Origin of the sequence: Agarivorans sp. OAG1 (genome assembly GCF_037076485.1) — a bacterium.
Taxonomy (GTDB): Bacteria; Pseudomonadota; Gammaproteobacteria; order Enterobacterales; family Celerinatantimonadaceae; genus Agarivorans; species Agarivorans albus.
On sequence record NZ_AP028990.1, the window covers coordinates 203,003 to 216,541 of the forward strand.

A 13,539-nucleotide genomic window follows, 5' to 3' on the forward strand; every position below is an offset into this window, starting at 1 on the left:
GTGGTTGCTTACTTGCGACGAGCAAGTTTTTCGAGTTTGGTTTTTACTCGTTGGCGCTTAAGAGGCGACAAGTAATCGATAAACAATTTACCTTTTAAGTGGTCTAGTTCGTGTTGCACACAAATAGCCAGTAGGCCTTCAGCCTCAAATATTTGCTCGTTACCGTCGGCATCCAAAGATTTCACTTTGATTTTTTCTGCTCTTGGCACTTGGGCACGATATTCAGGAACCGATAAACAACCTTCTTCATTTAATGCTTCGCCATCAGTTTCGATGATTTCAGGATTAATTAACGCAAGTCGTTGATCTCGCGTATCTGATACGTCAATCACTACAATTTGTTGGTGAATGTTGACCTGTGTCGCAGCTAGGCCAACTCCTTCCTCTTGATACATGGTTTCAAACATGTTTTCGATTATAGTTTTAACTTTATCGTCAATATTATTAACGGGTTGCGCTATAGTACGCAGGCGTTCATCAGGAAAACGCAATACTTCAAGTACAGCCATAACTTCTGTCTTCAATCAGGTTTTGGTAGATTGTCGGTAATTCTAGTCATTTATGTGACTAAAAAACAGCTTTGGATATAGGGATGTCGCTGGGAGACACTATGAAAGGGAAAAAATTAGTTTGGCTTTGGGCCTCTTTGTTGTTTTTAGTGGGAGGTGCTATTGCTGACACACTGAAACTAAAGGAGGATTTTCCCGAAGTCTATGTTGTGAAAAAAGGCGATACCTTATGGGATATCTCTGCCTTGTATTTACATTCTCCGTGGCTTTGGCCGCGCTTGTGGCAATACAACCCACAAGTTGAGAATCCGCACCTGATTTATCCAGGTGATCGCTTATCGTTAGTTTATGAAGACGGTGAGCCTCGTTTAGTACGTAAGCGTATTGTAAAAGTTACGCCTAAGACACGCATTGAAGAAAAGGCTAGCCCTATTCCTACGGTGCCACTGGCCTCAATTAGCGCATTTTTATCACATGACCACATTGCCGATGAAGATATGCTGAAAGGCGCACCTTACGTGCTTGGTGACAATGATGCGCAGTCGCGTATTGCCATTGGCCGTGCAATGTATGCTCGTGGCGAAACTAAGCCAGGCCAATACTACGGAATATATCGCGTTGCGGACAAATATTATGATCCGGAAACTAAAGAAGAGCTAGGTCAGGTGCTTAACTTTATTGGTGTTGGAGTGTCTGAGCGTCAGCATGAAGACAACATCACCCAGTTTAAGGTAACGCAGGTATTAAAAGAAATTCGCCAAGGCGATATTATGCTGGAGCTACCAGACCAAGATCGTTTGCCTGCTTATTTCATTCCAAATAACAAACAGTTGGAAAGCAGTGGCTACATTCTTTCTGCTGCAACTGATACCTCAGTAATGAGCCGTTACGATGTAGTGGTGATAAACAAAGGTACTCGCGATAACGTGGCCCCAGGTGATATGTTTGCCGTGGCGCAGCCGGGTAAAGTGATGATTGATAAAGTAAGACGCAAGTCTTACGAAGAAACCGCTAATCACTTCGACCGTGCCTTTAATAGTGATGACGAGCGCGTATCGCTGCCTAACGAGAAAGTGGGTGAGCTGATGGTATTTAAGAGCTATGAAAAATTGAGCTACGCGATTATTACCGATAGCAAGGTCATTCTTCGCCCACACTATTTGGTGGAGAACCTATAGTTGCTACCGAATTTATCGGTAGTTCAATATCTTAAACTTGCAGGCGTGCCCCGTTTCTCGACGGCACGTTTGCAAGCTGCTTTAAGCCAATGCAGTGTCGAGCAGTTATTTGCTGCTGATGCTAGCCAATTGGCTGCTTGGCAATTTAGCCCTCCGCAAATTTCTGCACTACTGCAACCCAAACAGGCGCGCATTGAACAAGCACTAACCTGGCTTGAACAAGAGGATTGCCATTTATTGGGGTGTTTTGACCCGCGCTACCCCGAATGCTTACGCAATATCCAACGTCCGCCTCTGTTGCTATTTGTACGTGGTAATCCCGCATTGTTAGATAAACCTCAGCTAGCAATAGTTGGTAGTCGTCATGCTAGTGTTTCGGGTTTAAATCATGCCAAGCGTTTTGCTCAGCAACTTGCAGAGCAAGGAATCACCATTACCAGTGGCATGGCTCTAGGGATTGATGCTGCCGCTCACAAAGGGGCGCTGTTAGCAAAACCTGATGCCACTATTGCCGTTGTGGCAACGGGTTTAGATAGGGTATATCCAAAGCGTCATCAGGCGCTAGCGCATCAAATTAGCGAGCAGGGCGCAATAGTGAGTGAGTTTTGGCCCGGTACAGCCGCCAAAGCCAATCATTTTCCACGGCGTAATCGCATTATTAGTGGCTTAAGCTTGGCAACCTTAGTGGTGCAAGCGGGGTTACCCAGTGGCTCCTTACTTACTGCGAATTACGCCGCTGAACAAGGCCGCGATGTATTTGCCATGCCGGGTTCTATTGATGATCCCTTACATGCGGGTTGTCATCATTTGATTCAACAAGGAGCTAAATTGGTGACTTGTCCAGTCGATATAATAGAAGAGTTGGGTGTTTTTTCTGGGCAAACAGCTTTGCCGTTGTATGCGGTGGAGCAAAATATGCAGGAACAAGATTTGCCTTATCGGCAATTGTTGGATAACGTAGCTTATGAGACTACAACAATTGATGATTTAGTCTTAAGCACTCAACAACCTGTTGATGCTGTACTGGCTCAGTTAACTGAGTTAGAGATATTGGGTGTTGTGGCCGTTGTGCCAGGTGGTTACGTCAAGCTGAGGAGGAACTAACTATGTTTGATATCCTCATGTATCTGTTCGAAACCTACATTCATAGTGATGTAGAGCTGTTGATGGATCACGATGAGCTTACAGAAGAGCTCAGTCGCGCAGGGTTTCATAAAGAAGAAATCTATAAGGCACTAGATTGGTTGGAGCAGCTTGCAGCTTTGCAAGATAGCGACAAACAGCCTTATTTAAATCCTTCTGAGATTCCCTCATTACGGGTGTATACCGCACCGGAAATTGCCAAGTTGGACGTACCGTGCCGAGGCTTTTTACTGTTCTTAGAGCAGATGAAGGTACTTAACGCGGAAACTCGCGAAATGGTAATTGACCGCGTAATGGAACTTGATGGACCAGAGTTAGAACTGGAAGATTTAAAATGGGTCATTTTAATGGTGCTATTTAATGTTCCAGGCAGTGAGTCGGCTTATCAGCAAATGGAAGAGTTATTATTCGATTTGGGTGATGGTCCGCTGCATTAAACACTGACTCAACGATAAAAGGTGCGCTGCAATTAGGGCTGTGCACCAATTATTGCTTCGATAAAGGCTGTGCTTGCGTCGAATCAATAGCCTATTCGCGCCATTTTGTTATGCTTAGCAAAGTTTAACGAGGTGTCAGCATGTCAAAGATAGATCCAAAGTTATTTTCTGCCCACGAACACGCCTTAGAAAAAGAATATGATGTTTGTCCCAAGTGCGGTGGTGAACTGCAGCATCGAAATAGTAAATCAGGTCCCTTTTTAGGCTGCAGCCAGTATCCGAGCTGCGACTATAGCCGAGCTTTGCACCAGCAAGATCATTCTTTGGATAAAGTACTGCCTGGGACTGAATGTCCAGAATGCGGTGAGGAGTTAATGCTGCGCCAAGGGCGTTACGGCATGTTCATTGGATGTAGCACTTTTCCTAGCTGTCAGCATATTGAATCGGCTCAACCGCAGGCACAAAGCACGCCTGAAATAAACTGCCCATCATGTAATAAAGGGAAGCTAGCCGCGAGACAATCGCGCTATGGTAAAACGTTTTATGCCTGCAACGCTTACCCTAAATGTTCTTACGCGGTGAATGACCAGCCTATCGCCAAGCCTTGCCCGGATTGTGGTTGGAAGCTATTGGTCTTAAAGAAAACCGCAGCTGGTAAGCGAGAAGTCTGTCCGCAAAAATCCTGCAGCTATAAAAGCGCGCCTTTGGTGGAGATATAGCAACATCGGTAGTTGTAAGCGTTCATACAAAAAAGGAGAACTCATTGTTCTCCTTTTTGCTGCTCGTCGCGCTCTAGGCTTCTACGTCTAGCTCTTTAAGTTTGCGGGTGAGAGTATTGCGCCCCCAACCCAGAAGCCTAGCTGCTTCTTGTTTGTGACCGTGAGTATGCTCTAAGGCGGTAGTTAGCATGATTCGCTCAAAGTCAGGCATTGCTTCACCAAGAATATCTATTTGGCCGGAGACTAACTGTTGAGAAACCCAGCTTTTTAACAGCGAACGCCAATTAGCATCGGCTGTTTCACCTGTTTCTGCCACTACCGGTTGGCTTAATTCTGGCGGCAGGTCTGCTGGCAGCACCTCTTGGCCACTGGCCATTACCGTTAACCAACGACAAACGTTTTCTAGTTGCCTAACGTTACCTGGCCACGCTAACTGCATCATAAAGCGTTGAGTATCTTTGTGCAGTAATTTGCTTTCTACATTTAATTCTTTTGCGGCTATTTCTAAGAAGTGCTTAGCTAAAGCCGGAATGTCTTCACGGCGCTCACATAACGATGGCAAGTGAATACGAATTACGTTTAAGCGGTGGAATAAGTCTTCACGGAAGTCGCCTTCGGCCACTTTTTTCTCAAGATTTTGGTGGGTAGCTGCGATGATTCGCACATCAACTTGCACTGGTGAATGGCCGCCCACTCGGTAAAACTGCCCATCGGCCAGAACACGTAACAAGCGGGTTTGAATATCCAGCGGCATATCGCCAATTTCATCCAAAAACAAGGTGCCACCATTGGCTTGCTCAAAACGGCCATGGCGGATGTTGTTGGCGCCAGTAAACGCGCCTTTCTCGTGACCAAATAGCTCTGATTCAATAAGATCTTTTGGAATGGCCGCCATGTTTAACGCAATAAAACTGCCGCTGGCGCGAGGGCTATGTTTATGTAACGCGTGGGCTACCAACTCTTTACCGGTACCAGATTGTCCGTTAATCAGCACCGAAATACTCGACCGAGATAAACGTCCTATGGCACGAAAGACTTCTTGCATTGCAGGCGCTTCGCCGATGATTTCTGGCGCTGGCGAGCTAGGTTTGTTATTCGCTTTATTGCCTTTTTGCTCACGAGAAACTGTTACTGCACGCTCGGTTAGAGCCACCGCTTCATCGATATCGAAGGGCTTAGGTAAGTATTCAAAAGCGCCGCGCTGGTAAGCGTTTACTGCACTATCTAGGTCTGAGTGGGCGGTCATAATAATAACCGGCATCTCAGGGAAGTGGCTTTGGATCTTTTCCAATAAGCTCAAACCGTCCATGCCAGGCATGCGAATGTCTGAGATCACTACGTCGGGCTGTTCATAATCTAACTGCTGAAGCATCATTTCACCGTCGGCGAAACTCAAGCAGTCGTAACCCGCAGTCTTTAACGCTTTTTCTAACACCCACCGAATGGAGCTGTCGTCATCAACGACCCATATTGTTGCTGCCATGTTAGTACTTCCTTAACGTCTGAGAGGAAGATGAATGGTAAATTCGGTATGACCTGGCCAACTGGCACATTCAATCTTCCCTTTATGCTGATTAATTAAATTTTGTGCAATAGACAATCCTAAACCGGTACCACCTTCTCGCCCAGTTACCATTGGATAGAATAGGGTGTCGAGCAGTTCGGTTGGAATGCCTGGTCCATTGTCGATAATTCTGATTTCTGCAGCCAATTTAAAGCGTTGGCCGGCAATTGTTGCTTGATGAGCTGTACGGGTAATAATGTTGATACTCCCGCCTTTTTCACCCAAGGCCTGAACGGCATTTTGAACAATATTGAGGAAAGCCTGTAGCAACTGCTCATGGTCCATCTCAAAATCTGGAATGCTAGGGTCGTAGTCGCGCTCAACGCTAATGCCTTCTGGTAGATCAAGCTTAACCAGCTGGCGTACTTTTTCGAGTACTGAATGCACATTGTGCAGTTCATGTAAGCCTGGACGCTGAGGGCCAAGCAAACGATCAACTAGCTTTCTTAAGCGGTCAGCTTGCTCAATAATAATGCCGGTGAATTCTTTTAGTTCTGGGTTAACTAACTCTTTTTCTAGCAACTGCGCTGCGCCACGCAAACCACCAAGCGGGTTTTTAATTTCATGAGCTAAGCCGCGAACCAGTTCTTTAGCTGCTTGTTGCTGGGCGTGTTGATAAAGTTCTTGAGAGATCTTCTTTTGCTGGCCGATGGCGCGCATTTCCAGCATGAGTAAATTTTGGTGTTGGTTGTTTATTCGGGTAGCAGAAAGCTCAACCAACGCATGATGACTATCGAAAACCAAGGTTACTTCATTATCGGTAAAACTTTGCCCAGAGCTACACACAGCGCCTAGTTTACTAAGGTCCAGTGAGCTATGTTTCACTTGGGTGGCCAGCGGCTCATCAATAAGCCGCTTAGCACTTTGACCGAGTAGTTGTTCGGCTGAAGCATTAACGTATTGAATCTTTAGCTCTGCATCAAGCAGCACTATGGCAGTTACTTGATTTTCCAATACTAAGCGCTCGAGCCCAGAAATATCTAACACTACTCTCTCCTGAATGATGCGCACCATTTTGGTGCTCCTGCACTGAGTTTAACCTCAAAAAGCAGAGAGTGACTAATTAGCCTCCCCCTGCTGCGGCCGCTCCAGCGCCAAATGCGTTAGCGCGGTGCAAGAATACGGTTATGGGCTTAGACGATGCAATTTCCTTGCCTGAATCATCAACTAGCTGCACCTGAATTGTATGGGCGCCGCGATCAATGTTGGTGAGCTGGAAGCTACCCATTTTAGTGATTTGTCCCTGTGGTACGCCATCAAGCACCAATTTGTAGCCCATGCTGTTTAAGGGAAGCGGGGTAGAGCTAGCACTGATTGAGATCTTGCCTTCGTTATCTCGAATGGTTTGCTCATGGCTCGGGCTAGTGATGTTAACTTGATACTGAATAGGCTTTTGTTTCTTTTTCAGTGGGGTACGCGGTGTCACAATGGGGCCGTCAGTAGCCGGAGGAGCGACATCAACCTTGAGTTCGGTGGCGCCAACCTGAGGGCGGTCTGAGAAATGCGTTACACCATCCTGATCAACCCATTGGTAAATTTTGTCAGCAGCTTGGGTACCAAAGACTGTGCCACTGATTAATAAAGCTATAGCAAACCATTTGCTCATTGATAATTCCTCCATTCAACTTGCTAAAGGTGGGCAAAAACGTATTGAAAAGCAATAAAAAAACCCGCTTTAAAGCGGGTTTTTTAAGCCGTGTAACGTTTTGTTTATACGCTGTAGTACAATTCGAACTCAAGTGGGTGAGTTGTCATGTTGATGCGCTCAACGTCAGCAGATTTCAATGCGATGTAAGAATCGATGTAATCGTTGCTGAATACGCCGCCAGCAGTTAAGAATTCACGGTCAGCATCTAGGTTCGCTAGTGCATTTTCAAGTGAAGTTGCCACTTGTGGAATTTCAGCCGCTTCTTCTGCAGGTAGGTCGTATAGATCCTTGTCCATAGCGTCGCCAGGGTGGATTTTGTTTTTGATTCCGTCAAGGCCAGCCATCAACATTGCAGAGAATGCTAAGTATGGGTTGGCTGTTGGATCCGCAAAACGTACTTCAATACGACGCGCTTTAGGCGATGGTACTACTGGGATACGAATAGACGCTGAACGGTTACGCGCTGAGTAAGCTAGCATAACTGGTGCTTCGAAGCCTGGTACCAAACGCTTGTAAGAGTTAGTTGAAGCGTTAGCAAAAGCATTAATAGCTTTAGCGTGCTTGATGATACCGCCAATGTAGAACAATGCAGTTTCAGATAGGCCGCCGTATAGGTCGCCAGCAAATAAGTTTTCGCCGTCTTTCCAAATTGATTGGTGAACGTGCATACCGCTACCGTTATCACCAACAACTGGCTTAGGCATAAAGGTTGCTGTTTTACCGTAAGCGTGAGCTACGTTATGAACAACATACTTAAGAACCTGAGTTTCATCGGCTTTTTCAACGATAGAGTTGAATTTAGTTGCGATTTCGTTCTGACCAGCTGTAGCTACTTCGTGGTGGTGAGCTTCAACAGTTTGACCCATTTCTTCAAGAACTAGACACATTGCTGAGCGAAGGTCTTGTGAAGAATCAACTGGAGCTACTGGGAAGTAACCGCCTTTAACGCCAGGACGGTGACCAGTGTTGCCGTCTTCGAAGTGCTTGTCTGAGTTCCAAGATGCTTCATCAGCATCAATTTTGTACATAGAACCTGACATGTCAGTTTTGTATTTAACATCGTCAAACAAGAAGAACTCTGGCTCTGGACCAAAGTATGCTGCGTCAGCAATTCCAGTAGAACGCATGTACTCTTCAGCACGCTTAGCTACAGAACGTGGGTCACGGTCGTAACCTTGCATTGTAGAAGGCTCTAGAATGTCACAACGGATGTTTAGTGTAACTTCTTCTGTGAATGGGTCTAATACAGCAGTAGCTGGATCAGGCATCAATACCATGTCTGATTCGTTAATGCCTTTCCAACCTGAGATTGAAGAGCCATCAAACATTTTACCGTCTGAGAAGAAATCTTCGTCAACTTGGTGAGATGGAATAGATACGTGTTGCTCTTTACCTTTAGTATCAGTAAAGCGTAGGTCAACAAATTTAACTTCTTGCTCTTTAAGCAAAGCTAAAACTTCTGCAGACATGTTTTTAACCTCCAGTGTCATCAAAATTGATGGTTCAATCGATTTAATAGTTATTTATACGAATAATCGTGGTTGTGTTGCATCAAGCTAAAACTATGCCAACACATAAGGTGCTGATTTTAATGGCTAAAAATTGATTAGGCATCAATTTAGTGCAGAGCTTTGCACTTTGTTGGTGCTATTCTTGTCCATTTTGGTGCAGTGAGTTTTTGGCCTTAGCTATCATACCCTAATTGGGTAGCGGAAAAACCGTGATCAACTTAAAACTATGAGAATTTGCCGTTTATATGTACAATGGCGCACTTTTTACTTTTACCTCACAATAAAAAGGGCTGAAAGCCGTGCTAGATAAGTTAAGAAACATCGCCATTATTGCTCACGTAGACCACGGGAAAACTACCCTGGTAGACAAATTACTGCAGCAATCTGGAACCCTACAAACGCGTGGTGATGCTGAAGAGCGGGTAATGGACTCAAACGATCTTGAAAAAGAACGTGGTATTACCATTTTGGCAAAAAACACGGCGATTGAGTGGAACGATTACCACATCAACATCGTAGATACCCCTGGACACGCCGACTTCGGTGGTGAGGTAGAACGTGTTTTATCTATGGTTGACTCTGTATTGTTGTTGGTAGATGCCCAAGAAGGCCCAATGCCGCAAACCCGTTTTGTTACTCAGAAAGCATTCGCTCAAGGTTTGAAACCTATTCTGGTAATCAACAAAATCGATAAGCCAGGTGCTCGTCCTGATTGGGTAATGGACCAAGTATTTGATTTGTTCGATAACTTAGGTGCTACCGATGACCAGTTAGATTTCCAAGTGGTTTACGCATCTGCGTTGAACGGTTGGGCTAGCTCAGAAGAAGGCGTAGAAACTGATAACATGGAGCCTTTGTTCCAAGCTATCGTTGATAACGTTGCTCCACCTGAAGCTAAAGAAGGCGAAGGTTTGCAAATGCAAATCTCTCAGCTTGATTACAACTCTTATGTTGGTGTTATTGGTGTTGGACGTGTATCACGCGGCAGTGTTAAACCAAACCAACAAATCACTGTTGTGGGTGCCGATGGTAAAACCCGTAACGGAAAAGTGGGTCAAGTATTAGGTTACTTAGGCCTAGATCGCCATGAAGTAACCGAAGCTAACGCCGGTGACATTATCGCTATTACTGGTTTAGGCGAGTTAAAAATCTCTGACACCATTTGTGATCAAACCAATGTAGAAGCATTGCCTGCCTTGTCAGTAGATGAACCTACCGTAACCATGACTTTCCAAGTAAACACTTCTCCGTTTGCTGGTAAAGAAGGTAAGTACGTTACCTCTCGAAACATTCTTGAGCGTTTACAACAAGAGTTGGTTCATAACGTTGCACTACGTGTTGAAGAGACTGATGATCCAGATAAGTTCCGTGTTTCTGGTCGTGGTGAGCTACACCTAGGTATTTTGATTGAAAACATGCGTCGCGAAGGCTTCGAGCTAGCGGTATCTCGCCCAGAAGTAATTCTACGCACTGTAGATGGCCAGTTAGAAGAACCATATGAAGTCGTGACTATTGATGTTGAAGAAGAGCATCAAGGTAGCATTATGGAGCAACTTGGTTTGCGTAAAGGCGAGCTAACTGACATGGCGCCTGATGGCAAAGGCCGTATTCGTATGGACTTTATGATCCCATCACGTGGTTTGATTGGTTTCCAAACCGAGTTTATGACCTTAACCTCAGGTTCTGGTCTGCTTTACCATACGTTCGATCATTACGGTCCACACAAAGGTGGAGTAATTGGTCAGCGTCAAAACGGTGTGCTTATTTCTAATGCAACCGGTAAAGCCTTAACGTACGCCTTGTTTAACCTTCAAGAGCGTGGCCGTTTGTTTACTCAGCATGCTGATGAAGTATATGAAGGCCAGGTTGTTGGTATTCACGCTCGTGACAACGACTTAACAGTAAACTGTTTGAAAGGTAAGCAGCTAACGAACGTTCGTGCATCTGGTACCGATGAAGCGCAAGTACTTACGCCGCCAATCGTAATGACCCTTGAGCAAGCGCTTGAGTTTATTGATGACGATGAGTTGGTAGAAGTAACGCCAGAGAACATCCGTATTCGTAAACGTCACTTAACTGAGAATGAGCGTAAACGTGCATCTCGCCCGCCTAAAGCTTAAGGTGAACTGAGATTTATAAAGGCAGCCTAGGCTGCCTTTTTTATTGCATGTTTATACCTGAAGTAACTATCTATTCTGGCCCACAGCATCTAACTGATTAGTGCTCGCTAATAGTGCAGAGCTGGGGCTGACCGTTTGTTTTATTAGTTCAAACAAAGGTTGATATAACAGCGGTAAGTGCTCTTGGAAGCGTTCGACCGTAATATGGTAAGCTGCGCGGATGCCGTGATAATCGATATTTGGCCCAATTCTGGTCATTTTAATGCCGAATATAGAAAGGCTTCGAGCAAGTTTGGGCTCAACCATTACGTACGCATGTTTTATTCCGCACTGCTCGGCAACAATTGATGCCGCTAAATACAAGCTCATAGTGATATAAGGAAAGGTTCGCAGTTCTTTTTGGCTAAATGCGCTTAAACCCGCTCCAGCTGGCGCAGCGCCATTTTTGAGATCGATTTTGCGGCGACGAAACTGGGTGTCTAGGGCCACCCGCGACACTTCACAAATGCTCTCTTTAGCAAAGTTATCGGGATGTAGCTCTTGATGACTAATCACTGATTGGCCGGTGTCTAGCAAAGGTATGCTTTGCTGCTTGCTGGGGCTAACCATTCTTAGGCATCCAGCATCTAAGCCGGAGTTAAGGTGCTGAACTCGGCAGTAGTGGGAATAACTATCGTAAACATCGCGCTCAATTTGCTGGTGATTGCTTGGCTCAAACTGAAACTCTTCGCAGTAAACGCGATGCCGTAATTGATAGATTTTGGTTACCTCTTCCTCATTGCTCGCAATACTGGCTTGAAAGTAACGTTGGTAACGTTGCGCGAGTTCGTCTGCTTGATGCTGTATAGCTAGTTGCTTTACTGACGATGCTGATAATTGCAATTTTCTAGGAGCAATTGCACTGGGTTGTTGATAACTCACAAGTAAACCTAATTAGTCCCTTAAATATCTAGCAAGGCTAGTTATTCACCATAGTTATATTTTTATCAATTAGAGTGGCTTTTATGAATTTAGTCACTTTTTATGGGTAGTTATTGTCTATAACTGTGTCCTAGCGCATATTTGCTGTTATGAAAGCCTTATTCATTTTATTGGCATATTGTAGTGCCATTAGCCTTGCTGGGAACTGTGAAACACTTTTAGCTATTCGAGAGGGTTTGGAATAGTTGGGTCGGAAACGAATGGTGGTGCATATTTATGTGCTTACGAGTTGGCCTGGTTGGAACTTTTGATTGTCGACTTCTATAGCAATGGGCTGAATATATGGATGATATTCTCTAATAGCCGACGGTAAATTGGCCGTTTTCGCCAAGCGAGTGTATTAATACGTGTACTTTGTTGAAGGTAATGCTGCATGATGCGATCTAGATCTTCAGCATAGGATTTGTCATCGATAATCGAAGTCACCTCAAAGTTTAGCCACAAGCTTCGCATGTCTAAGTTTACCGTTCCCACTAGGGCAACTTGTTGGTCTATTAATAGGCTTTTAGTGTGCAACAAGCCACCGTTAAATTTGTAGATGTTTACCCCAGCATTTAGTAGCTGCTGGTAGAAAGAGTGGCTTGCGTAGCGGACCAAAAATGAATCGTTCCTAGCGGGTAGGATCAGGTTAACTTCAACGCCCCTGCTAGCCGCGGTAACCAGCGCCATTTGTAAATTTTCGTCAGGCACAAAGTAAGGGCTGGTGAGCACTATTTGTTTTTTAGCGAGGTATAGCGAAGTAAGTAGTAGCTGAATAATGTGGTCGCCAAAAATACCCGGCCCTGACGGCATTATTTGCATGCGTTGGTGGCCTACCGAAGCCGTAGTAGAAAGTAAATCGAGCTGTTCGATAAGCGCTTCGCCGGTTTCCATTTCTATGTCGTAGGCAACTACCGCTTGTAGGTTCAAAGCTGCAGGGCCTTCTACTCTTAGCATGAGATCTATCCACTGCCCGACACCGCGCTGTTGGTTAAAAAAGCGTGGGTCGACTAAGTTCATTGAACCGGTATAAGCAATTTGTTGGTCTATCGCTGCAATTTTTCGGTGTAGGCGTAAGTCGATACGTTGTAACAACATGCGTACTGGGTTGGCATGCAGTGCTTCTACTACATTTACGCCGGCATCCAATAACTGAGATGAAGCGCTAGACTTAAGAAATTCACTCGAACCAACCGAATCTACCAGTAAGTAAACACTCACCTTTCGTTGAGCTGCTTCGGCTAGAGCCTTAAGTAAAGGGTCAAGCAATCCACCTTGCTGCACAATGTAAAACTCCATGTAGATGCTTGATTTCGCTTGCTGTATGTCTTTAGTGAGCTGGGTTAACGTTTCCAGAGAGTTTTCGAAGTTAGTGAGTTGATTCCCCCCTAGAATTGGCAAACCAAGTAGCCGACGAGTAAGTTGATTTAGCGGCTCCGCTACATCGGAGCAGGATTGTTTTACTACGTGGGGGGAGCGATTAAACAGGTGCACGCTTTGTTTGTACTTAGTTTCCATTAAGCGAGCACGTTTGGCTCGCAGCCGCCCTAGGTAACGCTCGCCAAACAGTTGATAACAGATAATACCTACTAGCGGCAGCGCAAATATTAGCAGTAGCCAAGTTAAAGTAACTCCCACAGGCCGGCGCTTTAGCATTACTTGCAGCGCCACCGCGACAATCAGCAAGGCATAAATGAGCAACCCTAAGTCGGATAAGTAGGTATTCGTCACCGCTTGGCCTTTAGATAAA

The 13,539-nt window shown here is 45.1% G+C and carries 12 protein-coding genes; 5 read left to right on the forward strand and 7 right to left on the reverse strand.

All coding sequences use genetic code 11. The features are described 5' to 3' along the window. Nucleotides 1–8 precede the first annotated feature (8 nt). Nucleotides 9–509 (reverse strand): peptide deformylase, encoded by a 501-nt coding sequence (gene def / locus OAG1_RS00975; protein ID WP_220719421.1) that lies wholly within the window; start codon nt 507–509, stop codon nt 9–11. Nucleotides 510–610: 101 nt separating this feature from the next. Between def and OAG1_RS00980 the strand changes: the two genes are divergently transcribed. The 4 genes from OAG1_RS00980 (at nt 611) to OAG1_RS00995 (ending at nt 3,986) form a co-directional block, all read left to right on the forward strand. Next, nucleotides 611–1,687: a LysM domain-containing protein gene (locus tag OAG1_RS00980; RefSeq protein WP_338623217.1), complete on the forward strand. Its 1,077-nt coding sequence runs from the start codon at nt 611–613 to the stop codon at nt 1,685–1,687. Then, on the forward strand, nt 1,688–2,791 hold the full coding sequence (gene dprA / locus OAG1_RS00985; RefSeq protein WP_338623219.1) for a DNA-processing protein DprA: 1,104 nt from the start codon (nt 1,688–1,690) through the stop codon (nt 2,789–2,791). It begins immediately after the preceding gene. A 2-nt stretch (nt 2,792–2,793) separates the two neighbouring features. Beyond that, nucleotides 2,794–3,267: a DUF494 family protein gene (locus OAG1_RS00990; protein WP_016399899.1), complete on the forward strand. Its 474-nt coding sequence runs from the start codon at nt 2,794–2,796 to the stop codon at nt 3,265–3,267. A 140-nt stretch (nt 3,268–3,407) separates the two neighbouring features. Next, nucleotides 3,408–3,986 carry a topoisomerase DNA-binding C4 zinc finger domain-containing protein gene (locus OAG1_RS00995; RefSeq protein WP_338623222.1) on the forward strand — a complete coding sequence of 193 codons (579 nt, stop codon included), beginning with the start codon at nt 3,408–3,410 and terminating at the stop codon, nt 3,984–3,986. A 73-nt stretch (nt 3,987–4,059) separates the two neighbouring features. Here the strand turns inward: OAG1_RS00995 and glnG are convergent, their stop codons facing one another. From glnG to glnA, 4 genes are all read right to left on the reverse strand, one after another. Beyond that, entirely contained in the window at nt 4,060–5,469 is a 1,410-nt protein-coding gene (gene glnG, locus OAG1_RS01000; RefSeq protein WP_016399897.1) for a nitrogen regulation protein NR(I), read from the reverse strand. A gap of 12 nt (nt 5,470–5,481) precedes the next feature. Beyond that, complete coding sequence (glnL, locus tag OAG1_RS01005) at nt 5,482–6,564, reverse strand: nitrogen regulation protein NR(II) (RefSeq protein ID WP_338623226.1); 1,083 nt, start codon at nt 6,562–6,564, stop codon at nt 5,482–5,484. 49 nt (nt 6,565–6,613) lie between these two features. Beyond that, nucleotides 6,614–7,156, reverse strand: a complete 543-nt coding sequence (locus tag OAG1_RS01010; RefSeq protein ID WP_338623228.1) for a DUF4124 domain-containing protein — start codon at nt 7,154–7,156, stop codon at nt 6,614–6,616. A gap of 104 nt (nt 7,157–7,260) precedes the next feature. Further along, nucleotides 7,261–8,667 carry a glutamate--ammonia ligase gene (gene glnA, locus OAG1_RS01015; protein ID WP_016399894.1) on the reverse strand — a complete coding sequence of 469 codons (1,407 nt, stop codon included), beginning with the start codon at nt 8,665–8,667 and terminating at the stop codon, nt 7,261–7,263. Nucleotides 8,668–9,008: 341 nt separating this feature from the next. Here glnA and typA point away from each other — a divergent pair, with 341 nt between their 5' ends. Then, nucleotides 9,009–10,829, forward strand: coding sequence for a translational GTPase TypA (gene typA, locus OAG1_RS01020; protein ID WP_016399893.1), 1,821 nt, complete (start codon nt 9,009–9,011; stop codon nt 10,827–10,829). A gap of 66 nt (nt 10,830–10,895) precedes the next feature. Here typA and OAG1_RS01025 read toward each other — a convergent pair whose 3' ends face one another. After that, nucleotides 10,896–11,750 (reverse strand): PEP-CTERM/exosortase system-associated acyltransferase, encoded by an 855-nt coding sequence (locus OAG1_RS01025; protein ID WP_338623232.1) that lies wholly within the window; start codon nt 11,748–11,750, stop codon nt 10,896–10,898. A 321-nt stretch (nt 11,751–12,071) separates the two neighbouring features. Further along, the gene (cls, locus tag OAG1_RS01030; protein WP_338623235.1) at nt 12,072–13,520 is read right to left on the reverse strand and encodes a cardiolipin synthase; all 1,449 of its coding nucleotides are present in this window, start codon (nt 13,518–13,520) and stop codon (nt 12,072–12,074) included. Nucleotides 13,521–13,539: the final 19 nt, after the last annotated feature.